Annotated in this window: 22 protein-coding genes and 1 tRNA gene; 6 read left to right on the top strand and 17 right to left on the bottom strand. The window is 69.0% G+C overall.

Translation table 11 applies throughout. The features are described from left to right. Positions 1 to 39 precede the first annotated feature (39 nt). Positions 40 to 927, top strand: a complete 888-nt coding sequence (locus M2437_RS05985; protein ID WP_041358381.1) for a formate/nitrite transporter family protein — start codon at positions 40 to 42, stop codon at positions 925 to 927. A gap of 46 nt (positions 928 to 973) precedes the next feature. Here the strand turns inward: M2437_RS05985 and M2437_RS05990 are convergent, their stop codons facing one another. Beyond that, a complete protein-coding gene (locus tag M2437_RS05990) occupies positions 974 to 2,092 on the bottom strand; it encodes a 2'-deoxycytidine 5'-triphosphate deaminase (RefSeq protein WP_253386809.1) in 1,119 nt (372 codons plus the stop codon). After that, positions 2,089 to 2,538, bottom strand: coding sequence for a hypothetical protein (locus tag M2437_RS05995; protein WP_253386810.1), 450 nt, complete (start codon positions 2,536 to 2,538; stop codon positions 2,089 to 2,091). The genes M2437_RS05990 and M2437_RS05995 overlap by 4 nt, the downstream gene beginning before the upstream one ends. 167 nt (positions 2,539 to 2,705) lie before the next feature. Between M2437_RS05995 and apaG the strand changes: the two genes are divergently transcribed. From apaG to M2437_RS06010, 3 genes are read left to right on the top strand one after another with little or no spacing between them, the layout of a single operon-like run. Next, a complete protein-coding gene (apaG, locus tag M2437_RS06000) occupies positions 2,706 to 3,098 on the top strand; it encodes a Co2+/Mg2+ efflux facilitator ApaG/CorD (RefSeq protein ID WP_003601773.1) in 393 nt (130 codons plus the stop codon). Further along, positions 3,095 to 4,270: an acetylornithine deacetylase gene (gene argE, locus M2437_RS06005; RefSeq protein WP_253386811.1), complete on the top strand. Its 1,176-nt coding sequence runs from the start codon at positions 3,095 to 3,097 to the stop codon at positions 4,268 to 4,270. Before apaG ends, argE begins: the two co-directional genes overlap by 4 nt. Before the next feature lie 10 nt (positions 4,271 to 4,280). Further along, on the top strand, positions 4,281 to 5,201 hold the full coding sequence (locus M2437_RS06010) for a bestrophin family protein (RefSeq protein WP_253386812.1): 921 nt from the start codon (positions 4,281 to 4,283) through the stop codon (positions 5,199 to 5,201). 220 nt (positions 5,202 to 5,421) lie between these two features. Here M2437_RS06010 and M2437_RS06015 read toward each other — a convergent pair whose 3' ends face one another. The 14 genes from M2437_RS06015 to M2437_RS06080 form a co-directional block, all read right to left on the bottom strand. Continuing rightward, positions 5,422 to 5,805, bottom strand: a complete 384-nt coding sequence (locus M2437_RS06015) for a CsbD family protein (protein WP_253386813.1) — start codon at positions 5,803 to 5,805, stop codon at positions 5,422 to 5,424. A 75-nt stretch (positions 5,806 to 5,880) separates the two neighbouring features. Beyond that, positions 5,881 to 6,084, bottom strand: a complete 204-nt coding sequence (locus M2437_RS06020; RefSeq protein ID WP_012605520.1) for a CsbD family protein — start codon at positions 6,082 to 6,084, stop codon at positions 5,881 to 5,883. A gap of 90 nt (positions 6,085 to 6,174) precedes the next feature. Further along, positions 6,175 to 7,086, bottom strand: a complete 912-nt coding sequence (locus M2437_RS06025; RefSeq protein ID WP_253386814.1) for a PhnA-like protein — start codon at positions 7,084 to 7,086, stop codon at positions 6,175 to 6,177. Positions 7,087 to 7,130: 44 nt separating this feature from the next. After that, positions 7,131 to 7,472: a CsbD family protein gene (locus M2437_RS06030; protein ID WP_012605518.1), complete on the bottom strand. Its 342-nt coding sequence runs from the start codon at positions 7,470 to 7,472 to the stop codon at positions 7,131 to 7,133. Between the two features lie 58 nt (positions 7,473 to 7,530). After that, complete coding sequence (locus M2437_RS06035; protein ID WP_253386815.1) at positions 7,531 to 7,686, bottom strand: CsbD family protein; 156 nt, start codon at positions 7,684 to 7,686, stop codon at positions 7,531 to 7,533. Positions 7,687 to 7,781: 95 nt separating this feature from the next. Further along, positions 7,782 to 9,242, bottom strand: a complete 1,461-nt coding sequence (locus M2437_RS06040; RefSeq protein WP_253386816.1) for a helix-turn-helix transcriptional regulator — start codon at positions 9,240 to 9,242, stop codon at positions 7,782 to 7,784. A gap of 485 nt (positions 9,243 to 9,727) precedes the next feature. After that, a tRNA-Ser gene (locus M2437_RS06045) sits at positions 9,728 to 9,820 on the bottom strand. A gap of 35 nt (positions 9,821 to 9,855) precedes the next feature. After that, positions 9,856 to 10,638, bottom strand: coding sequence for a glycosyltransferase family 2 protein (locus M2437_RS06050; protein ID WP_012252149.1), 783 nt, complete (start codon positions 10,636 to 10,638; stop codon positions 9,856 to 9,858). Positions 10,639 to 10,698: 60 nt separating this feature from the next. Beyond that, positions 10,699 to 12,246, bottom strand: coding sequence for a class I adenylate-forming enzyme family protein (locus M2437_RS06055; RefSeq protein ID WP_253386817.1), 1,548 nt, complete (start codon positions 12,244 to 12,246; stop codon positions 10,699 to 10,701). Positions 12,247 to 12,359: 113 nt separating this feature from the next. Beyond that, positions 12,360 to 12,863 (bottom strand): GNAT family N-acetyltransferase, encoded by a 504-nt coding sequence (locus tag M2437_RS06060; RefSeq protein ID WP_253386818.1) that lies wholly within the window; start codon positions 12,861 to 12,863, stop codon positions 12,360 to 12,362. A 68-nt stretch (positions 12,864 to 12,931) separates the two neighbouring features. After that, entirely contained in the window at positions 12,932 to 14,029 is a 1,098-nt protein-coding gene (locus M2437_RS06065) for a microcin C ABC transporter permease YejB (protein WP_003600749.1), read from the bottom strand. A gap of 9 nt (positions 14,030 to 14,038) precedes the next feature. Further along, positions 14,039 to 15,913, bottom strand: coding sequence for an extracellular solute-binding protein (locus tag M2437_RS06070; RefSeq protein WP_253386819.1), 1,875 nt, complete (start codon positions 15,911 to 15,913; stop codon positions 14,039 to 14,041). Next, complete coding sequence (locus M2437_RS06075; protein ID WP_253386820.1) at positions 15,910 to 17,823, bottom strand: extracellular solute-binding protein; 1,914 nt, start codon at positions 17,821 to 17,823, stop codon at positions 15,910 to 15,912. Before M2437_RS06075 ends, M2437_RS06070 begins: the two co-directional genes overlap by 4 nt. 172 nt (positions 17,824 to 17,995) lie before the next feature. Next, positions 17,996 to 18,883 (bottom strand): c-type cytochrome, encoded by an 888-nt coding sequence (locus M2437_RS06080; RefSeq protein WP_253386821.1) that lies wholly within the window; start codon positions 18,881 to 18,883, stop codon positions 17,996 to 17,998. Positions 18,884 to 19,190: 307 nt separating this feature from the next. Between M2437_RS06080 and M2437_RS06085 the strand changes: the two genes are divergently transcribed. Then, complete coding sequence (locus M2437_RS06085; protein WP_253386822.1) at positions 19,191 to 19,934, top strand: 3-deoxy-manno-octulosonate cytidylyltransferase; 744 nt, start codon at positions 19,191 to 19,193, stop codon at positions 19,932 to 19,934. A gap of 16 nt (positions 19,935 to 19,950) precedes the next feature. Continuing rightward, complete coding sequence (locus M2437_RS06090; RefSeq protein WP_253386823.1) at positions 19,951 to 20,808, top strand: prephenate dehydratase; 858 nt, start codon at positions 19,951 to 19,953, stop codon at positions 20,806 to 20,808. A gap of 67 nt (positions 20,809 to 20,875) precedes the next feature. Here M2437_RS06090 and grpE read toward each other — a convergent pair whose 3' ends face one another. Further along, entirely contained in the window at positions 20,876 to 21,484 is a 609-nt protein-coding gene (grpE, locus tag M2437_RS06095) for a nucleotide exchange factor GrpE (RefSeq protein WP_003600761.1), read from the bottom strand. Between the last annotated feature and the right edge of the window lie 16 nt (positions 21,485 to 21,500).

Here is a 21,500-nt window from a genome sequence, read left to right on the forward strand (position 1 = left end):
CATACGTTGGGCTGCGACGAGACGACCGCCGAGGGCCGCATGTCCCAGGAATCCCGTACGCACGGAGACCCGGACGACCAGGGTGAAGCGAAGACCCACGGCGCCCATACCCGCGAGAAGGACAACGCCCAGGTCGAGAAGGCCCACCGCCCGGACGCGCTGATCCTGCACGAGATCATCCGGCGGGAAGGCGAGGAGGAGATGCGCCGCACCTGGTTGGCCCTCTCGCTCTCGGGGTTCGCCGCCGGGCTGACCATGGGCTTCTCGCTGATCGTGCCGGGCGTGCTCAAGGGGCATCTGCCGCACGCACCCTGGGCCGAACTCGTCACCAGCGCGGGCTATTCGATCGGCTTCCTCATCGTCGTGCTCGGGCGCCAGCAGCTCTTCACCGAGAACACGGTCACGCCGATCCTGCCGCTCCTCACCGAGAGGACCTTCGGCGCGTTGCTGCGGGTCGTGCGGCTCTGGGGCATCGTGCTCGTCGCCAACATCCTGGCGACGATCGCCATCGCCTCGGTGCTGGCCCATACCGATGCGTTCAAGCCGGAGGTGCGGGAGGCTTTTGCCGAGATCAGCCGCCACACCATCGAGGACCCGTTCTGGACCACGGTGATCAAGGCGGTGTTCGCAGGCTGGCTGATCGCCCTGATGGTGTGGATCCTGCCGGCCTCGGGCTCGGCGGCGCCCTTCATCATCATCCTGATGACGTGGCTGGTCTCGATGTGCGGGCTCGCCCACATCGTCGCCGGCTCGGTCGATGCCTATTACCTCGTCGCCATCGGCGAGATCGATTTTTCGAAGTACCTCACCGGGTTCTTCGTCCCGACGCTGCTCGGCAACATCGTCGGCGGCGTGACGCTCGTCTCGGTGCTCAATTTCGGGCAGGTGGCGCCCGAGATCGAGGATCACAATCGCGTCGGCGCCTGAGCGTGCAGGGGCGCCACCGCTTGATGCCCCGGCAGCGGCGGATCGATCAGGCCGCGGGCGGCTCCGGCTCGCTGGCGAAATGCTTCGAGAGCTTCAGGCCTTGCGCCTGATAGTTCGAACCGGCGCCCGCGCCGTAGAGGGTCGCGGGCCGCTCCAGCATGCGCTCGTAGACGAGGCGGCCGACGATCTGGCCGTCTTCCAAGAGGAACGGCACGTCGCGCGAGCGAACCTCCAGCACCGCGCGGGCGCCGGCGCCGCCCGCTTCGCTGAGGCCAAACCCCGGATCGAAGAAGCCGGCATAGTGGACGCGGAACTCGCCGACGAGCGGATCGAACGGCACCATTTCGGCCGCATAGTCGGCCGGCACCCGCACCGCCTCCTTCGAGGCCAGGATGTAGAACTGGCCGGGATCGAGGATCAGCGTGCGGCTGCCATCGGCCGGCAGCGGTTCCCAGAAGTCGCGGGTTCGGTGACCGCGCGGCCGGTCCAAGTCGATCAGACCGGTATGGCGCTTGGCCCGGTAGCCGATCAGCCCCTCGAAGCCCGCGAGATCGACCGAGACTGGCACGCCGCCCTGAAGCGAGGGGGTTGCGGCATCGATCAGCGGGTCGCTGGCGTGGAGCGCGGCCAGTTCCGTCTCCCGCAGCCGCGGGTCGCCCTGGCGGAAACGGATCTGCGACAGGCGCGAGCCGGTTCTTACCCGCACCGGGAAGGTTCGCGGTGAGATCTCGGCGTAGAGCTGGCCGGCATAGCCTGCCTCGATCTGGTCGAAGGCGCTGGCGCGGTCGGTGATGACGCGGGTGAACACGTCGATGCGCCCGGTCGAGCTTTTGGGGTTGGCGCTGGCGCTGAGATCGGGGGGGAGCGCCAGGGTTTCCTGCAATTCGGCGATGTAGACGCAGCCCGTCTCCAGCACGGCGCCCTGCGTCAGGTCGATCTCGTGCAGCGCGAAGGCCTCGACACAGGTCGCGACCGAACGCCCGCTGCCGGGCAGGAAGCTCGTGCGCACCCGGTAGGCGCGGCGGCCGAGCCGCAAGTCGAGGCTGGCGGGCTGGATCTGGTCGGCGGCATAGCTGGTCGCGGGGCGGATCGCCCCGGCTTGCGTCAGCGCCGTGATGGCCTGCGCCGGCAGGATACCGGATGCTGCCGGCACGTCTCCGCTCATCGTCCCGTCCCCTCGCCTTTGCGTTTGGCCTCGGCCGCCGCGCGCTCCGCCGCCTCGATGGCGACGACCATCCGTGCCAGCGCGAGCCGGGCGCAGGCGCCCATCGCCACGAGACCGGCGAGCGCGCTTGCGAGCAGTGGAAACAGATCGGGCCGCAGGTATGACACGCCCGCCACCACGAGCGCTCCGATCCCCATCGCCTTGCCGAGCGCCAGCATCGGCGAGGGCAGGCCGCGGATCTCGGTCTCCACGCCCGTCCGCTGCCGGACGGCCCGAGCCGCGATCCGCGCGGCGGTATCGAGGCCGAGCGCCAACACGAGCGCGAGAGCCGGCCACCGGTTCTGAGCCGGGTCCCACCACGCGAAGGCGAGGGCGAGAGCGAGCGTCAGGACGGAGCCGAGAGCCGGCCCAGCCGCCAAGGGCGGTCGGCCGGGCCGCGTAGCCATCATGGCTCCCTCGAATTCTCCCCGGTGCGAAGCGTTCGGCACGTGGTCTCCGGCCTCCGCTCACCGTAGGATACCGTGATTGACGAGGTTTCTGGCGCCACGTACCACGGCGCGTCGCAGATGTCGCGATGCGGCCTGCGTGCCGTCCACGGAGATGCTTTCACGCGATGTACAAGGCCGAGACGCGCGGCATCATGGTGACGGTGGAGCCCCGTTTCGTCGAGGAGGAGTCCTCGCCGGGCGAGAGCCGCTACTTCTTTGCCTACACGGTCGAGATCGTGAACAACGGCAGCGAACAGGTGCAACTCCGCTCGCGCCACTGGCGGATCATCGACGGACGCGGCGCCTGCCAGGAGGTGCGCGGCGCGGGCGTCGTCGGCAAGCAGCCGGTTCTCGAGCCGGGCGAGTCGTTCAGCTACACCAGCGGCTGCCCGCTCACCACGCCGGACGGCCTGATGGCCGGCAGCTACACGATGTCCACGATTGGCGGCGAGAGCTTCGAGGCGGAGATTCCGGCCTTCTCGCTGGACTCGCCTCATCTGCGCCGCGTCGTCCATTGACGGCGCCGGCCGGCGGCACCCGCCTCACGCCGCTTGAGCTTCTGGAGCGGCTCGTCGCGTTCGACACCGAGAGTTCGAAGTCGAACCTCGCGCTGATCGACTTCGTGGCCGAGTATCTCGACAGCTGGGGCGTGCCCCATCTCCGGGTGCCGAACGCGGAGGGTGACAAGGCTGCCCTGTTCGCCACCCTCGGGCCGGTGACGGATGGCGGCGTCGTGCTCTCGGGCCATACCGACGTCGTGCCGGTAACGGGTCAGGCCTGGACCTCCGATCCGTTCCGCCTGCGCGTTGCCGACGGACGCGCCTACGGACGCGGCGCCGTCGACATGAAGGGATTCGACGCCCTGGCGCTCGCCATGGTACCGACGGCGCTGGAGGCCGGGCTGACTCGGCCGATCCACATTCTGCTCTCCTACGACGAGGAGACCACCTGCCTCGGCGTCGCCGACACCATCGCCCGCTTCGGCGCCGACCTGCCGCGGCCGGGCGCCGTGATCGTCGGTGAGCCGACGGAGATGCAGGTGGCCGACGCACACAAGAGCGTCGTGACCTACAACACCACCGTGCACGGCCACGCGGCGCATTCGGCCAAGCCCGGGCTCGGCGCCAACGCTGTGATGGCGGCGGCCGACCTCATCGCCGAACTGAACCGCATCGCCGACGCGATGGTCGTCCGCGGCGACGCCTCCGGCCGGTTCGACCCGCCGAACACCACCGTCCATGTCGGCGTGATCGAGGGCGGCACCGCCCGCAACATCCTGCCGAAGCTCTGCACCTTCCTGTGGGAGTTCCGCGGCCTGCCCGACCTCGACATGGCCGAGATCCCCGCTCTCTTCGCTGCCGCCTGCGAGCGCGTGACCCGCGAACGCCTCAACCGCTACGGCGAGTTCGGGCACATCGCGACGGTCGAGGAGGTCTCCGTGCCGGGGCTCGCGCCCGATCCGGGCTCGGAGGCCGAGCAACTGGCCCTGCGGCTCGCCGGCCGCAATGCGACGATTACCGTGCCCTACGCCACCGAGGCCGGACGCTTCCAACGGGCCGGCATCCCCACCGTGGTGTGCGGGCCGGGCTCGATCGATCAGGCGCATCAGCCCGACGAGTTCATCACCCTCGACGAACTCGCCCGCGGCGAGGCCTTCATGCGCCGGCTGGTCGCGGCCTGCGCCGGCTGAGACCCGTGACATGATCGTCCGTCCCCGCCCCAGCCTGCTGACGATCCTGTTCGCCATGCGCGGCTCGATCCTGCCGAAGGTCGCGCCGCAGGTCATCGTCATCGCCGCGCTCTCCTTCCTCGTGGTGGCGATCGAGCAGCGGCACGCGGCCTGGTTTCCGGTCACGGCCGGGATCGGCCCCTTCACCCTGGTCGGGCTCGCGCTCTCGATCTTCCTGAGCTTCCGCAACGGCGCCTGCTACGACCGCTGGTGGGAGGCGCGGCGGGCCTGGGGCAGCCTGATCGTCGAGTTGCGCGGCCTCGCGCGGCTGCTGCCGGCGCTGCTGCCGGAGCCCGAACACGAGGCCCTGCGCCACCGCTGCCTGCGCCGGGGAGCCGGCTTCGCCCATGCCCTGCACGCGCGCCTGCGCGGGCTCGACGAGACCGAGGCGCTCGCCCCCTGGCTGCCTTCGGAGGAAGTTGCGACCCTCGGGCAGAGGCCGAGCGGGGCCGATGCGGCGCTGACGGGGCTGACGCGGGATCTCGCAGGCGCGGCGAAGGCCGGCGCGCTGAGCGACGTGCTGTTCGTGAGCCTGGAGCACAAGATCGCCAGCCTCTCCGCGATCCAGGCGACCTGCGAGCGCATTCACGGCACGCCGCTGCCCTTCGCCTACACGCTGCTGCTTTACCGGACCGCCTGGCTCTACTGCCTGCTGCTTCCGTTCGGTCTCGCCGGCTCGCTCGGCTGGTCCACCCCGATCATCGCCGCGCTCGTGGCCTACGCGTTCTTCGGCCTCGACGCGCTCGGCGACGAGTTGGAAGAGCCGTTCGGCACCGACGCCAACGACCTGCCCCTCGACACCCTGCTGCACACGGCCGACGCCGCGATTCTCGATGCGCTCGGCGAGACCGGCCGCGAGGCACCGAAGGCCGACCGGTTCATGCTGCGATAGCCGCGCGTTCCTGAAGCGCGGCCAAGGTCGCAGCACGGACGAGCTTGACCCAACTAGGGTTCCGCATCGACGTCGATGCCCGTTCCTGAGGCTCAGCGCCTGTGACGCGTCGGAGTCGTCGACCGGCCGGTGAGCCGGCGGCTGATGAAGGCGATGACCCTCGGCAGGACGAGGGCAGTAAGAAGCTTGCGGATCATGGTTGTCTCCCGAATTGCGGCGCTCAGCGCGACAGGCGCGCGAGCCAGCCCAGCGTGAAGGCGGCCGCGGCGATGCCGAGCAGGGTCGAAGTGCGGTTGGAATCGGCGTAGCGGACGGCGCGGCGACCGTAATCCCGGCCGCGGCGGCGGGCTTCGCCGGCGTAACGGCGCCCGTCCTGGATCAGGTCGTCGGCCCGTTCGCGTGCGGAATGGGCGAGGTGTTCGCCGTCGCGGGCGAGATCTTCGATGCGGTCGCGGGCGCTGCCATAGGCGTATTGCGCCCCGCCGGCCACTTGGTTCGCGGCACCGCGCACTTGGCGGACCGGGTCACCCGTGACGCCGCCGAGGGCGGTCTGGGCACGGCCCTTGATGTGACGGGACGCGCCGCGGAACTGATCGCGGTTCATGGCTCTCTCCGAATGACGATTGGGAAGGGCAAAGGGGAGGGGGACGGGGCCGGCCCGGCCGGCCCCGCGCAGGGATCAGTGCTTGCCGGTGACCTTGTCGGCGAGGTTCTTGGCACCGTCCTTGACGTCGCCGACCGTCTTCTGAGCCTCGCCTTTCAGCTCTTGGGCCTTGCCCTCGGCCACGAGCTTGTCGTTACCGGTGACGTTGCCGATGCCCTGCTTGACGTTGCCGGCCGCCTCGTTGGCCAGGCCCTTGATCTTGTCGGTCGTGCTGCTCATCGGATGCTCTCCTTTTAGGTGGTCAGGCTCACCGGCAGCGCCGGTCGTGGAGGCTCCCGCCGCTGGCGGCGGGAGCCAAGGGAAGGGTGATCAGGCGCGGCGGGCGTCGTAGGTGCCGACGAGCGTCGCGGGCTTCGGGGCGCCGAGACGTCCGCCGAAGAAGGCGGCGAGGGCGCCGAGGATCAGCGCCAGGGCCGCGTAGAAGGCGCCCTGGGTGGCGGCGGACTTGGCGGCGACGGCGGCGGCTTCGGCCTTCTGCTTGGCCGTGGCGACGGCCTGCTCGTACTGCTTCTCGTATCCGTCGATCTGCGCCTTGGCCTGGTCGGGCGCGATGCCCTGCGCCTTGGCGAGCGCGTCGGCGGCGCGGCTCTTGGCCTGCTCCTTCTGGGCCGGGTCGCCCGACAGGACGGCACGGACCGCTGCGACAGCCGCATCACGGGCGGCCTGCGGGTCCTGGCCGGCGGCCTGCTCGCGAACCGTCCGCTCGATGCCGTCGAGCGGGTTGGCGATCTTCGACAGCGAGGGGGCCGCGGCCTGGGCCGCGGTCTGCACCGTGCCGCCGACGAGGTTGCCGGCGCCGCCGAGCGCGCCCGAAACCGTGCCGAGCGTGCCGCCGACGAGGCCGCTCGCGGCCGAGGTGATGAGGTACAGAACCACCAGCGTGGTCACCGCCCAGGCGACGAGGCCGTGCAGGGCGGCCACGCCGGGCAGCGGCTTGCCGGAGAGGCGGCCAGCGATGACACCGCCGGCCAGCGAGGCGACGATGCCGGAGACCACGAACCACAGCCCCGCACCGAGCGAGAAGGTCGAGGCGTCAGGAATGTCGGCGGCATTGGTGCCGACGGAGGCCAAGCCGACGCCCACCCCGACGAGGTTCAGGACGACCTGGGTCACGAGGGCGGTCACGGCGCCGGCGAAGATGGCGCCCCAGGACACCTCGTTGAGCAGTACGGCCCGCGTGTCGCCGGCAGCGACGGGGGATAGGCTTGTCGTCGTGGTCACGCAGTTACTCCGGTGGTCAGAGAAGTCGAAAAAGAAGGGAGGTGTCAGAGCCGGCTGACGAGAAGGCCCAGGCCGAAGCCGACCGCGGCGGCAATGAGAAGCGAGGTGCCCGGCGCCTCGGAGACGTATCCGCCGACATCGCGGGATCCCTCGCGCAGGGTGCGGCGGCTCCGGTCGTAGGCGTCCTCGGCGTAGTCGGAGACCTCGTCTGCGGCGTGCCGGACAGCGTCCTTGGCCTGGCCGTAAAGGTTCTCGGCGGTGCCTTGCGCTTCGCGGAAGCGGCCCTCGACGGAATCGTTTTTCGAGCCGGTCAGGTCGCCGACCGCGCCCTGAACCTTGCCGCCGAACTCCTTGGCGGCGCCCGTGATCCTGTCCGTATCGACCATGTCATTCTCCTCGTGTTCTTGAAGGGCCGGCACATCGATGTGCCGGATGACCTTCGGGTCATTTGCTGCGCGGTGCGGCCTTCGACGGCTGCACTTGGCGCTTCTGAGCCTTGCCCTCGGCCTCGACGCCGGCATCACCCGTCAGCTTGCCGATGGCCTCTTTCACCGAACCCTTGGCTTCGGTGGCGGACGTCGATTTCACGCGGTCGGTCATGAGCACCTCGCGAGTGACTGGGAAAAACCCGGCCGGCTTGAGATGTCCGCTCGCGCGCGCCAATCAATAGTATCAAATTACCAGTAGAGCGGTTTTTATGTACCGGCGGGCGGAAGCGGAAATCCGTTCTCGCGTCCCCAGATCACGGCCTCCGCCCGTTTGTGGACGCCGAGCTTGCGGTAGAGCGCGGCGCCGTGGTTCCGGACGGTGTTGCGGGAGAGGTTGAGCCGCTTGGCGATGGCGTCGTCATCGAGGCCGGTGCAGATCAGGTTCAGGATCTGGCGCTCGCGCACGGTGAGGATCGGGCTGGCTCCGTCGCCCTCGTGGCCGCCGGGCTGGCGCAGGTTGGCCAGCTTCTCGATGAGCCCGCGGCTGAACCACGAGGTGTCGGCCATCACCGCCTCGATGGCCTCGAACAGCTCGCGTTCGCCGCGCTTGCGCTCAGTGATGTCCTGCAGGACGAGCAGAGCGAAGGTTTCTTCGCCGATCTCGACGCGCTCGGCGGAGGCGAGGCAGTCGAGTTCCGACCCGTCCTGGTGGCGCAGGCAGACCTCCTGCCCAGGGACGAAACCGGTGCGCCCGACCGCCTCCTCGAACCGCTCGCGGGCTGCATCGGCCACCCACAGCCCGGTCTCGGAGGGTGAGCGTCCAACCACGCTATCCTCGCCGTAGCCGAAGACGCGGGTGAACGCGTCGTTGATGCTGGTCACGGTGAAGCCGTCCAGGCGCGCCAGCAGCGTCGGCACCGGGGTCAACCGGAATGCCGTGGCGAAGCGCTCCTCGCTCTGCCGGAGTGCGGTCTCCGCCTTCCGGCGCAGTTCGAGGTCGGCGAACGTGAACAGCATGCAGGGCTCTTCGCCCATCTCGATGGGCTGGCCCGCGACGATGACGAAACGCGAACCGCCATCCGGCAGGTTGAGGCAAGCTTCCATCTGCGGGATGGTGCCGCCCTCGTTCAGGCGCGACACGGCGAGGTCGCGGTTGCGGGCGCCGGCCAGCACATCGACCTCGTAGACGCTGCGGCCGATGACGGCATCACGGACATAGCCCGTCATCTCCAGGAAGCCCGCGTTCACCTTGACGTGGCGCAGGTCGGACAGCCGGGTGATGATGGCGGGCGCCGGGTTGGCGTTGAAGGTCTTCTCGAAGCGCTCCTCGGCCTCGAACTGGTCCGACACGTCCTTGAGGATGAGGGCGAGGCAGCTCGGCTTGCCGTCGCGGTCGGTGGCGACCAAGCTGCGCAGCGAATGGACGAAGTAGACGTCCGGCGCCTCGGGCCGCCGCACCTCGACGACGACGTCGTGGAAACGCTCGCCTGCGACCACCCGCTCGATCGGATACTGCTCGGGCGCGCGATTGTTGCGGTAGCGCAGGGCAAAGCGCTCGCGGTAGGCATCGACGGTCGCGCCGAGTCCGTCGAGGGTCTCGACGCCGTGCATGGCAAGCGCGGCCTCGTTGGCGTAGGCGATGGTCTGGTCGGGCTCGACCAGGATCACACCCTCGCTCAGGCCGGCGATGATTTGCCGAAGCTCATGCCTGTCGACATCCGCCGTCACGCCCGCGTCGCTCCCTCTCGCGCCAAGCTGCCAAGCCGACAGCTGTGCTCAAACGAATTGCGCGCAAGGCGGTTCCGGAACGGATTTAGTAATTCGGGATCATGCCGCTGATATCAGGGGATCGGACGCCTCACTCAGTCCGACGTCTGGCATCGCGACTTTGAAGCCGTCAGCACCGGCGACGAAGCGTTCGTCCGAGGGCAGTCCGAGCGCACTGACCGTGTGCCGCGACCACGGCCGATCTCGGCAACAACGTCACGGGTTTGACGGGGCGACACGACGATGGGCGGGGCCCTCATCGTTCATTGCGAGATCAGGCAAGCACGCCCTCGCACCACCCCGCGTATCCGCGAGGCGGTGGTTACGATCGCGCCGCATAGCCGAAGCTTCTGCACCACTGGATAGGCTGAAAGTCGGTCAGGAAGTTGATTTCAACGCTCGCCGGAGTTCAGTGATCTCAACGGCTTATGAGGTCGAGAAGCAGGTGGCGGAGACGGAGGGATTCGAACCCTCGATACCCTTATTAGGGGTATGCTCATTTAGCAAACGAGTGCCTTCAGCCTCTCGGCCACGTCTCCACTGCGCTTGGCTGTAGAAGCTCCGGCGGGGCGGGTCAACCCGGTCGGCGCGGGGTTGTGACACGGCGCTCGTAATGCTTGGCCACGCGCAGATGGCGCGAGATCGCGTAGTTCATCGCCGTGAGGAAGCCGTAGGCGCCGCGCACGAAGTGGCGGCGGCCGAAATAGGCTTTCAGGAAATTGCCCGGCAGCTCGACGTAGAGGCGCCAGGCCGGGATCGTGACGCCGCGGGCGTCGAGGTCGTCGGCCTGCTGGTCGGAATAGCGGTTGAGCTTGGCGAGTTGGTCGCCCAGCGAGCGCACCGAGAAATGGTGGATGCGCCCTTTGATCCGCCCCGTGGTGACGCCGGGGCCGAGCACGACCCGGTCGTGGACCGGTGAGGTGGAGTAGGTGCTCAAGTCGCGCCGGTAGAGCCGCACGGGGGTCAGCACGTAGGCCCAGGGGTGGGGGCGTGTCTCGCCCGGGAAAACCTCGGCGATGGCGATGGACCATGCGGCGTGCGCCGGCTCGCCCTGGGCGAAGACGGCGCGGATCTGCTCGGCGAGGTCGGGCGGCACCACCTCGTCGGCGTCGAGGTTGAGCACCCAGTCGTGGCGGCACTGCTCTTCCGCAAAGCGCTTCTGCCGGCCGTAGCCCGGCCAGTCGTTGTGGATCACTCGGGCGCCGAGTGAGGCGGCAAGCGCCTGGGTGCCGTCGGTCGAGCCGGAATCGACCACCACGATGTCGTCGGCCAAGGCGCGCACCGCCGCGAGGGTCGCACCGAGGCGGTCGGCCTCGTTCTTGACGATGATGAAGACGGAGATCGGGAGCGGGGCCATGGGTCTCGAAGCGCGCGGGGCCTTCGCTGTACCGGCGCGATTTGGCGCGAACAAGCGCGGCTATCCGGCGGCCTGTGCCAGCCGCTTGCGTTGAACCTTGCCGTTGGCGGTGCGGGGCAGCGCCTCGACGAAGCGGACCGCGCGCGGTGCCTTGTAGGCCGCCAGACGTTCGCCGCACCACGCCATCAGTCCCTCCGCGTCGGGCTCGGCGCCGGGGCGCAGAACCACGAAGGCGGCAATGACCCGGAGGTCAACGCGCACGGCAAGCTCCGTCACGCCGACCTCGGCGATGTCGGGATGGCCCGCCAGCACGCCTTCCACCTCGACGGGCGAGACGCGGTAGCCCATGGCGTTCATCAGGTCGTCGTTGCGGCCGTGGAACCAGAGATAGCCGTCCGCATCGAAGCTCGCGAGGTCGCCGCCGGCAAACCATTCACCCCGCATCACCGCCGCCTCTTCCTCCGGCCGCTGCCAGTAGCCGAGCATCAGGCCGGGGTCGGAGCGGTGGATCGCCAGCAGGCCGGTCTGCCCCGGCGGCAGTGGTTCGGGCGGGCGCTCGACGGGCAGGATCGCAGCGGGCAGGATCGCGACGCGGCGCCCCGGTTGCGGCCGGCCGGGCGAGCCGGGGCGAACGGGGATGGTCGGGCCGCTCGACACATAGGTCGAGATCTCGCTCATGCCGAGCGCTTCGTAGAGCGGCTTGCCCGTGGCCTTTGTCCAGGCGTCGAGAAGGTCGGCCGACAGGGCCTCGCCCGCGGTGACGCCGTGGCGCAGACGGGAGAGATCGTGCTCTGCGAGGTCGGCGTATTTCAGGATCTGACGGTAGACGCTCGGCACCGCCGCGAAGATCGTCGCGCCCTGCTCGGCGATCAGGCGGGGCCAGATCCCGCGGTCGCGCGGGCCGTTATAGAGCACCGTCGTGGCGCCGCAGGCCCAGGGGTCGGTGATGCCGACACCGAGCGTGTAGGTCCAGTTCATGGTGCCGGCATGCAGCATCACGTCGGATTCGGTGAGGCCGAGCCAATGCGCGTGCATCGGCCGGCGGCCCCAGATGGCGCGGTGGGCGTGGAGCACGCCCTTCGGACGGCTCGTGGTGCCGGAGGTGTAGACGAGGGTGGCCGGATCGTCGGCGGCGGTGTCGGCGTAGTCGGCGAGCGGCTCGCCGGCCTTCATCGCCGCGATTGCCTCGGAGTCGAGGTGGATGCAGCCGGCAGCCCCGCTGGAATCCGAAAAGCCTTGACCGGTCACTACGGCGGCGACGCCGGCATTCTCCATCAGGAAGCTGGCTTCATCGGCCGTCAGTTGCGGCGAGGATGGCAGGGCGACGAGCCCCGCGGCGAGCGCACCGAAATAGACCAGCACGTAGTCGGCCTCGTTGCCCATGCGGATCATCACCCGGTCGCCGGCCTTCAGCCCGAGGCCGAGCAGCCCCGCCGCGATGCCGCGCACCGCCCGGTCCGCCTGCGCATAGGTGAGGCGGCTGACGGTGCCGCCGTCGCCCACCATGACGAGCGCCGTCTTGTCGCCGCGCAGCCGGGCGTTCTCGGCAAGGCAGTAGCGGGCCGCGTTGAAGCGGGGCGGCGGCTGGCGGTCGTGGGTGGTCGGCACGGCGGGCGTTTCCCGTTATCTCGGCGTTTGCCCCGGTGTCCGATCCCGATCTCTCACGGTCAAGCGCTGCCCCGACCGTGGAACGCTGCGCCGAGGCAGGCGCACGAAGCTGGCTATATGCGCCGCGGCTGGATTGCGCCGGAGAGGCCGGCGCTCGCCCCGTCCCTGAGTTCAAGCCAGAGAAAGCGCGCGGGATCGACCGGGCCCGGCAGGGTCAGCCGGCCGGCGGACACGGGCACAAAGCCGAAGCGGCGGTAATAGGGCGCGTCGCCGACGAGGACGACGAGGCCGTGCCCGGCGGCGCGGGCGGCGTCGAGGCTTGCTTGCATCAGGCTCGTGCCGATGCCGCGATCGGAAAAGCTCGGATCAACGGTGAGCGGCCCGAGCACGAGGAGCGATCCGCCCTGCGCCTCGGCCGGGCCGATCCGCACCGAGCCGACGAGATAGGTGCCGACCAGCGCCGTCAGGCAGAGATCGGGCAGGGGCGCAACGCCCTCGCGCAGGCGGTAGGCGGTGCGGGCGAAGCGGCCGGGGCCGAAGGCGCGGGCGTGCAGCCGCTCGATCGCCGCGGCGTCGTCCGGGTGCTCGGGTCGGATGACGAGGGGGAGGGCGGTCACGGGCGGCGTCCGGCGGCGAATGCGCGCCGATAGCAGCCGTCTGCGCAGTCGGCAAACAGAGGCGTGCGTCAGGCGCCGCGCGCGGAGAAATCGATGCGCGGATCAATCCACGTATAGGTGAGGTCGGAGAGGAGATTCACGGCCAGACCGAGCAGGGAGAAGATGTAGAGCGTGGCGAACACCACCGGATAGTCGCGGCCGACGATGGAGCTGAACGACAGAAGCCCAAGCCCGTCGAGCGAGAAGATCGTCTCGATTAGCAGCGAGCCGGTGAAGAAGGCGGTGATGAAGGCGCCGGGAAAGCCGGCGATCACGATGAGCATCGCGTTGCGGAAGACGTGGCCGTAGAGGACGCGCCGCTCGCTCACGCCCTTCATGCGGGCGGTGACCACGTATTGCTTGCGGATCTCATCGAGGAACGAGTTCTTGGTCAGCAGCGTCGAGGTGGCGAAGGCGCCGAGCACCAGGGCGGAGAGCGGCAGCACGAGGTGCCAGGCGTAGTCCAGGGCTTTGCCCCAGAGGCTCAGGGACTCGAAATTCTCGGAGGTGAGGCCGCGCAGCGGGAAGATCTGCAGGAACGAGCCGCCCGCGAACAGGATCACGAGCAGGATGCCGAACAGGAAGCTCGGGATCGCGTAGCCGACGATGACGACCGCCGAGGTCCAGACGTCGAAGCGCGAACCGTCGGCGACCGCCTTGCGGATGCCGAGGGGGATCGAGATCGCGTAGGAGATCAGCGTCATCCACAGGCCAAGCGAGATCGAGACCGGGAGCTTCTCCTTGATCAGGTCGAGCACCGAAACGTCGCGAAAATAGCTGCGGCCGAAATCGAAGCGGAGGTAGTCCCACAGCATCTTGCCGAAGCGCTCATAGGCGGGCTTGTCGAAGCCGAACTGCGCTTCGAGCTTCTTGATGAAGGCCGGGTCGAGACCCTGCGCGCCGCGATACTTCGAAGCCTCGCCGCCGCCGCGGGCCGCCCCGCCGCCGAGATCGCCCTGGCCGCCGGTGATGCGCGAGAGCGAGCCTTCCTGCTGGCCCTGGAGCTGGGCTAGCACCCGCTCCACCGGGCCGCCGGGGGCGAACTGGATGATCGCGAAGGTGATGAGCATGATCCCGAAGATCGTTGGGATCATCAGCGCGATGCGGCGCAGGATGTAGGCGAGCATGGAAGATCCTCAGCCCCGGCCGATCCGGCGCGCCTTGGCCTCGTCGTACCACCACAGACCCGGCACGCCGAGCCCGTAGGTCGGCAGCTTCGCCGGGCGGCCGTACATGTCCCACAGGGCGAGGCGGTACTCGGGCGAGTACCACATCGGGATCCAGTAGCGGCCGGCCCGCATCACCCGGTCGAGGGCGCGGCAGGCTACCGTGAGGCTCGCGCGCGAATCCGCGTTGGCAACGCGGTCGAGCAGCGCGTCGATCACCGGATCGGTGATGCCGGCGAGGTTGTTGGAGCCGGGGATCGCCGCCGCGCGGGAGCCATAGGCCTCGCGCAGTTCCGGGCCCGGCGTCGCGTCGCCCGAGGCGGCGCGGGAGGTGATGTCGAAGTCGAAGTCGCGCACCCGCGCCTGATACTGCGCGGCATCGACCGCCCGCTGGCGCGCCTTGATGCCGATCAGCCCGAGATTACGGATGAAGGGCTGGACGATCGGCTCCCAGACGGAATCCGAATCGAGGAATTCGAACTCGATCGGCTTGCCGCTCGGCAGCTGGAGCGAGCCGCCCTCGCGGGTGCAGCCCGCCTCCTTGAGCAGGGCCACGGCGCGGGCGAGCAGCGCCCGGTCCTGGCCCGAACCGTCCGGAACCGGCGGCGTCCAGGCCTCGCCGAACACCTCGGCCGGCACCTGCCCGCTGAAGGGTTCGAGGAGGGCCAGCTCCTCCGCGGAGGGCTTGCCCGTCGCCATCAGGTCGGTCTTCTGGAAGAACGAGACGGTGCGCTCGTAGGAGCCGAACATCGCCGTGCGGTTGGTCCAGGGGAAGTCGAAGCACAGGCCGATCGCCTCGCGCACGCGCGGATCCTTGAACACCTCGCGGCGGGTGTTGAAGAACCAGCCCTGAATGTTGGCGGGCGAGGTATCGGGCAGGGTCTCGCGCTTGACGCGGCCCTCGCGTGCGGCGGGAAAATCGTAGCCCGTCGCCCAGATCCGCGAGGTGAATTCCTGGCGGTAGGTGTAGGCGCCGCCCTTGAACGCTTCGAAGGCGACCTGCCGGTCGCGAAAATACTCGTAGCGGAGCTGGTCGAAGTTGTTCTGCCCGACCATCACCGGAAGATCCGCGGCCCAGTAATCGGTCACGCGCTCCAGTTCGATGAAGCGGCCGATATCGATCCGTCCGACCTGATAGGGGCCGGAGCCGAGCAGCGGCTTGAGAGTCTGGGCCTCGAAGTCGCGGCCCTCGAAGAACTTGGCCGAGAAGATCGGCAGTCCGGCGACGATCAGCGGCAGGTCGCGGCTGCGGCCGGGGGCGAAGCGGACGACCAGGGTCTCGTCGCTCTCCGCCGTCGCCTCGGCGACGTCGCGGATCACCTGCGCGATCGTCGGGTGCCCCTTCTCCTTGAGGATGGTGAGGGAGAAAGCCGCGTCCCGCGCCGTCAGGGGCGAGCCGTCGTGGAAATGCGCCTGGGGACGCAGGGCGAAGCGGTAGGTCAGGCCGTCGGGGCTGATCTCGACCGAGCGGGCGACGAGGCCGTAGAGCGCGTCCGGCTCGTCGAGCGCGCGCACCATCAGGCTGTCGAAGGTGAGGTTGATCCCGGCCGCGCCGTTGCCGCGGAAGACGTAGGGATTGAGCGTGTCGAAGGTGTCGAACGCCTGATTGCCGAAGGTCTGGACCAGAGTTGTCGAGAAGCGCCCGCCGCGCGGCGCCATCGGGTTCACGTAATCGAAATTCGGGAAGTCGGGCGCGTATTTCAGCTCGCCGAAGCTCGAAAGGCCATGAATCCCGCCATGAGCCTTGCGGACATCCTCGGCGCGGGCCGAACGGGGCAGGGCGCCCGCAAGCGCCAGTACGCCCGTGCCGAGGACGACGCTCCGGCGGGTCGCGCCCGCGCTCATCGCGGGGCCCCCGTCTTGGCGGCGAGCGCCTCGTCGTACCACCACGTCGTCGGGAAGCCGGAAGAGCCGTATTTCGGAAGCACCGCAGGGCGGCCGAAGCGGTTCCAACGCAGCGTCCGCGTCGCGGCCGAGGACCATTGCGGCACCACGAAGTTGTGGGCGAGCAGCGCCCGGTCGAGGGCGTGCGTGGCGGCGACCAGCGTCTCGCGGTCCTGCGCGAAGATCACCTTCTCGATCAGCGCGTCGATGCCCGCATCCTTGATTCCGGCGATGTTGCGCGAGCCCGGCTTGTCGGCGGCGGCCGAGCCCCAGAACTCGCGCTGCTCATTGCCGGGCGAGAGCGATTCCGGCCAGTTCGAGGTCGTGATGTCGAAGTCGAAGCTGCGCAGGCGATTCTGGTACTGCGCCTGATCGATCACCCGGATCGAGGACTCGATGCCGATCAGCTTGAGCTGCGCGGCGTAGGGCAGGATCACCCGCTCGAACACGTTCTGGAATTCGAGGAATTCCACGGTCAACGGCTCGCCGGTCGCCTTGGCGACCATCTTGCCGCCCTTCAGCTCGTAGCCGGCTTCGCGCAGCAGGCCGACCGCCTTGCGCAGGTTGGCCCGCGCGGCTTCGGGCGTGTCGTTGACGGGGTTGGTGTAGGTCTCGGTGAAGACGCTGCCCGGCAGCTTGTCCTTCACGCTCTCCAGGATCACCTTCTCCATCCCGTCGGGCAGGCCTGACGAGGCGAGGTCCGAGCCGTAGAAGTAGGAATCGATCCGGCTGTAGAGGCCGTAGAAGAGCTGCCGGTTCATCTCCTCGAAGTTCAGGGCGAGGTTGAAGGCGCGGCGCACGCGCTCATCCTTGAACTTGTCCCGGCGCAGGTTGAACACGAAGGCCTGCATGATGCCGGTGCCGCGGCCGGGAAATTCCTCCTTGATGAGGCGCCCTTCCTTCACCGCCGGGAAGTCGTCGTAGGCGGTGGCCCAGTTGCGGGCGATGTTCTCGGTGCGGAAATCGTAGAGGTCGCCCTTCAGCGCCTCCAGCAGCACGGAGCCATCGCGAAAGTACTCGAAGCGGACCGTGCCGAAATTATTGCGGCCGCGGTTCACCGGCAGATCCTTGCCCCAGTAATCGGCCACGCGCTCGTAGACGGCCGAGCGGCCGGCATCGATCTTGGTCAGCCGATAGGGGCCCGAACCCAGCGGGATCTCCAGCGTCGTCTCGGTAGGGCTGCGCGGCTTGCCGTTCTTGTCGGTGCCGGTCCACCAGTGCTTGGGCAGCACCTGCATCTGGCCCAGCACCTGGGGCAGTTCGCGGTTGCCGGCCTCGCTGAAGCGGAAGACGACCTCGCGCTCGGCCCCCGGCTCGGCCTTGGCCACGGTGTGGTAGTAGGCGGCATAGAACGGGCTGTTGGCCTTCAGCGTGTCGAAGGACCAGATCACGTCCTCGACGGTGACCGGCTTACCGTCGTGCCAGCGCGCGTTCGGCCGCAGGCGATAGGTCACCGATTGGCCGTCCTCGGCGATCCGCACGGCCTCGGCGAGGAGGCCGTAGGAGGAGAACGGCTCGTCGCCGGAATCCTCCATCAGCGTGTCGTAGATCTGGGTGATCCCGCCTTCGAGATCGCCCTTCAGGCCGTTGACGATAAAGTTGAGGTTGTCGAAGCCGCCCTGCGACCCGAGCCGCACCAGGCCGCCGACCGGCGCCTTCGGGTCGGCATAGTCGAAATGCTGGAAGTCCGGGCCGTATTTCGGCTCGCCGAGCAGGGTCAGCGCGTGGCGCCAATTGCCGGGTGCCTCCTGCGCCGAGACCTTCGAGGCGGATTCGGCGGGCTCCTGAGCGGAGACGGGGCCTCGCAGTCCCAGGAGGACGAGTGCTCCGGCAAGGAAGCTGCGGCGGGCAATTACGGCGTTTTCCGTCACGTTGGCGCGGTCTCCCGATCCCGTGAGAGGTCAGTTGGGCGTGGTTCTAGGACGAGCCCGGAGTTGGCGCCACCCGCCGCGAGCGCGCAGCCGGCGCAGCTACGTGCCCGGACATGAAAAAGGCCGGGCTTCAGGGGCCCGGCCTTCTCGGAAACTCGTACGCCGCTTCGCCTTACGGCTTGGGTGCGTCGGGGTCGGGCTTGGCCGGCGGCTCGGTGGCCGGCGTGGACTCGGAGCCCGGATCCGCCTTGGTCGGGATGTCCCCCGAGGGCTTGGCCTCGGGCGCCTGCGTCGGAGCGACTTCGTTGCGCTGGGGCTGGACCTGCGGCGCCGGGACCGGGCGGGCGGTGTCCTTGCCGTCACCCGATTGGGTGTTGCCCTGCGGCGCGTTGGTCTCGGGCGTCTTGCTCTTGTCGCCCGTCGCGCTCTCCACCGGCTTGGTCCCGGCCGGCTTCTTCTCCTCGGCCGGCTTCTCGGTATCGGCCTTCTTGTCGGCCGCCGGCGCCGTTTCAGCCTTCTTCTCGGCGGCCGGCAGCGGCTTCGGGCTGTCGGCGAGCGTGCGCAGATAGGCGATGACGTTGGCACGATCCGTCGGCGAGCCGATGCCGGCAAACGCCATCTTCGTGCCCTTCACGTAGCCCTTCGGGCTTTCGAGAAAGTGGTCGAGATCCTCGTAGGTCCAGGTGCCGCCCTTCTCCTTGAGCGCGGCGGAGTAATCGAAGCCGGCGGCATGCGCCTTCTCGCGCTCCACGATCTCCCAGAGATCGGGGCCGACCTTGTTCGGGCCGCCCTTCTCGAAGCTGTGGCAGGCCTGGCAGGCCTTGGTGCCGCCCTTGCCCTTCTCGGCATCGGCGCTGGCGAGCCGCACGGCGATGGGCTCGGCCTTCGGGGCTTCCGCCGCCGCGCCGCCGCTCTTCGCCTCCGGCTCCGGCAGGGGATAGCCAGCGCTTCCGGCGGGCTTCGGGTGATAGATCAGCTCCGCCACGAAGCCCGACCCAACCGCGAACAGGAGGGCACCCAGGACCGCGCCCGCAACCTTGTTCAGCTCGAAGGAATCCATGCTCGACAGCTCCGGCGCGCGGGATCAGGACCCGGCGGATGAGGGCCCGACGGGCAGACGCCGGACTTTGGAGGATTTCAAGGGTGATTACCCGGTCGGGCCCGATCTTGACAATGGGCCATGCGCGCTGCGCGCTGTCGCACACCGTTATTCGTCATACGCTTCGAGCGAGCGGGCATTTTCGTTGCAGCTCTGCCGCACTGTGAGGGCTGAACGCCCGATCATGACAAGCCGGGCCGCCGCTGCTAGAGCGCTCCCGCGTGCCTAAAACCCCTTCCGCTTAAGCTCGTCCGACCCGCCCGAGGCCATGTCCGATCCCCTGATCCTGATTCCGGCCCGCCTCGCCGCGACCCGGCTGCCGTCGAAGCCGCTCGCCGACATCGCAGGCGTGCCGATGATCGTGCATGTCTGGCGCCGTGCCGTGGAGGCGGGCATCGGTCCCGTCGTGGTCGCCACCGACACCGATGCGGTCGCCGGGGTGATCGAGGCGCAGGGCGGGCTGGCGGTGATGACCCGGCCCGACCACCCCTCCGGCTCCGACCGTCTCGCGGAAGCGCTGGAGATCGTCGATCCCGACGGCAATCACGACGTCGTCGTCAACGTCCAGGGCGACCTGCCGACCATCGACCCGGCGATCATCGCCGCTTCGGTGATGCCGCTCGCCGACCCGCAGGTCGACGTCGCCACCCTTTGCGCGGTGATCCACCGGCCCGAGGAGATGGACGATCCGAACGTGGTCAAGATCATCGGCCACACGGTGGGACCCAACCGTCTGCGCGCGCTCGCCTTCACCCGCGCCCGTGCCCCCTGGGGCGACGGGCCGCTGTTCCACCATATCGGCCTCTATGCCTATCGTCGGAAGGCGCTCGCGCGCTTCGTCGCCTTGCCGCAAGGCGAACTGGAGCAACGCGAGAAGCTGGAGCAGCTGCGCGCGCTGGAGGCCGGCATGCGCATCGACGCGATGATCGTCGACGACCTGCCGCTCGGTGTCGATACCCCCGCCGATCTTGAGCGCGCCCGCACGCTGCTCGCCATCCGCCGCCTGAACTGAGCCTGCCGAAGCACCGATGACCGACCGCACCATTGCCTACCAGGGCGAGCCCGGGGCCAACTCGCACATCATCTGCTCGCAGGCCTATCCCGGCTGGACCGCTCTGCCCTGCGCTACCTTCGAGGACGCCTTCGCCGCGGTGAACGAGGGCAAGGCGAACCTCGCGATGATCCCGATCGAGAACTCGATCGCCGGCCGGGTCGCCGACATCCACCACCTGATCCCGACCTCGCGGCTGCACATCATCGCCGAGCACTTCCTGCCGATCCACTTCCAGCTCATGGCCCTGCCGGGCGTGGGCACGGAGCAACTGACGAGCGTGCACAGCCACATCCACGCGCTCGGCCAGTGCCGCCGGATCATCCGGCGGCTCGGCCTCAAGGCGGTGGTGGCCGGCGACACGGCCGGCGCCGCCCGCGAGGTGGCCGAGGCGCACGACCCCAGCCGCGCCGCGCTCGCCCCGGCCATGGCGGCTGAGGTCTACGGCCTCGACATTCTGGTGCGCGATGTCGAGGACGAGGCGCACAACACTACGCGCTTCGTCGTGTTCTCGCCGGAGCCCGCCGAGTGCGAGCCGGGCAACGACTCGACGGTGACGAGCTTCATCTTCCGGGTCCGCAACATCCCGGCGGCGCTCTACAAGGCGCTCGGCGGGTTCGCGACCAACGGCGTCAACATGTCGAAGCTCGAGAGCTACATGGTCGAGGGCCAGTTCACCGCGACCCAGTTCTACGCCGAGGTCGATGGCCACCCCGAGGATGACGGCCTGCGCCGGGCCCTCGAAGAGTTGCGTTACTTCTCGAAGGAGCTGCGCATCATCGGCACCTATCCGGCCCACCCGTTCCGCGAGACGACGCGGCAGGCGGCGGAATAGCCAAGGCGCATACGAAAAAGGCCGGCACAGGGGTGCCGGCCTTTTTTCTTCGACGGAAGGAAAAGCGTTAGGCCGCGTCGGCGGACTTGTCCTTGTTGGCCTCGGGCTTCGGGCCGCCCTTGGAGACGCCGACCAGAGCCGGGCGCAGGGTCCGGTCGCCGATGACGTAGCCGGTCTGCACTACCTGGACGACGGTGCCGTTGGGAACCTCGGTGTTGGGCACCTCGAACATCGCCTGGTGGCGGTTCGGGTCGAAGCGCTGGCCCTTGGGATCGACCACCTTCACGCCGTGGCGCTCGAGCGTCTTGGTGAGATCCCGCTCCGTCAGGTCGATGCCCTCGATGAGACCCTTGAAGGGGCCCTCGGCACCCGCGCGGGCCTCCTCCGGCACGCTATCGAGCGCGCGGCGGATGTTGTCGGCGGTGTTGAGCATGTCGCGGGCGAAGTTCGTCACCGCGTAGGTGCGGGCATCCGCAACCTCGCGCTCGGTGCGCCGGCGCAGGTTCTCCATCTCGGCCAGCGTGCGCAGCAGGCGATCCTTGAACTCGTCGCGCTCGGCGATCGCGGCCGCGAGCCCTTCCGCATCCGCGCCCGCTTGCGAGGCACCGGATTGCGGCGGAACCTCCGCCTCCGCGCCGTCGTGCCGCTCGTGCTTCTCCATGTCGTCAGCCATCATCGTGCGATCGATCAGG

Origin of the sequence: Methylorubrum pseudosasae, assembly GCF_029504475.1 — a bacterium.
Classification (GTDB): domain Bacteria; phylum Pseudomonadota; class Alphaproteobacteria; order Rhizobiales; family Beijerinckiaceae; genus Methylobacterium; species Methylobacterium extorquens.

What these genes read in the sequence shown, in the direction of transcription:
- M2437_RS05985 (WP_041358381.1), top strand. Translation starts at nt 40, where the DNA reads ATGTCCCAGGAATCCCGTACGCACGGAGACCCGGACGACCAGGGTGAA.
- M2437_RS05990 (WP_253386809.1), bottom strand. Translation starts at nt 2,092, where the DNA reads ATGAGCGGAGACGTGCCGGCAGCATCCGGTATCCTGCCGGCGCAGGCC.
- M2437_RS05995 (WP_253386810.1), bottom strand. Translation starts at nt 2,538, where the DNA reads ATGGCTACGCGGCCCGGCCGACCGCCCTTGGCGGCTGGGCCGGCTCTC.
- apaG (WP_003601773.1), top strand. Translation starts at nt 2,706, where the DNA reads ATGTACAAGGCCGAGACGCGCGGCATCATGGTGACGGTGGAGCCCCGT.
- M2437_RS06010 (WP_253386812.1), top strand. Translation starts at nt 4,281, where the DNA reads ATGATCGTCCGTCCCCGCCCCAGCCTGCTGACGATCCTGTTCGCCATG.
- M2437_RS06015 (WP_253386813.1), bottom strand. Translation starts at nt 5,805, where the DNA reads ATGAACCGCGATCAGTTCCGCGGCGCGTCCCGTCACATCAAGGGCCGT.
- M2437_RS06020 (WP_012605520.1), bottom strand. Translation starts at nt 6,084, where the DNA reads ATGAGCAGCACGACCGACAAGATCAAGGGCCTGGCCAACGAGGCGGCC.
- M2437_RS06030 (WP_012605518.1), bottom strand. Translation starts at nt 7,472, where the DNA reads ATGGTCGATACGGACAGGATCACGGGCGCCGCCAAGGAGTTCGGCGGC.
- M2437_RS06035 (WP_253386815.1), bottom strand. Translation starts at nt 7,686, where the DNA reads ATGACCGACCGCGTGAAATCGACGTCCGCCACCGAAGCCAAGGGTTCG.
- M2437_RS06050 (WP_012252149.1), bottom strand. Translation starts at nt 10,638, where the DNA reads ATGGCCCCGCTCCCGATCTCCGTCTTCATCATCGTCAAGAACGAGGCC.
- M2437_RS06065 (WP_003600749.1), bottom strand. Translation starts at nt 14,029, where the DNA reads ATGCTCGCCTACATCCTGCGCCGCATCGCGCTGATGATCCCAACGATC.
- M2437_RS06070 (WP_253386819.1), bottom strand. Translation starts at nt 15,913, where the DNA reads ATGAGCGCGGGCGCGACCCGCCGGAGCGTCGTCCTCGGCACGGGCGTA.
- M2437_RS06080 (WP_253386821.1), bottom strand. Translation starts at nt 18,883, where the DNA reads ATGGATTCCTTCGAGCTGAACAAGGTTGCGGGCGCGGTCCTGGGTGCC.
- M2437_RS06085 (WP_253386822.1), top strand. Translation starts at nt 19,191, where the DNA reads ATGTCCGATCCCCTGATCCTGATTCCGGCCCGCCTCGCCGCGACCCGG.
- M2437_RS06090 (WP_253386823.1), top strand. Translation starts at nt 19,951, where the DNA reads ATGACCGACCGCACCATTGCCTACCAGGGCGAGCCCGGGGCCAACTCG.
- grpE (WP_003600761.1), bottom strand. Translation starts at nt 21,484, where the DNA reads ATGATGGCTGACGACATGGAGAAGCACGAGCGGCACGACGGCGCGGAG.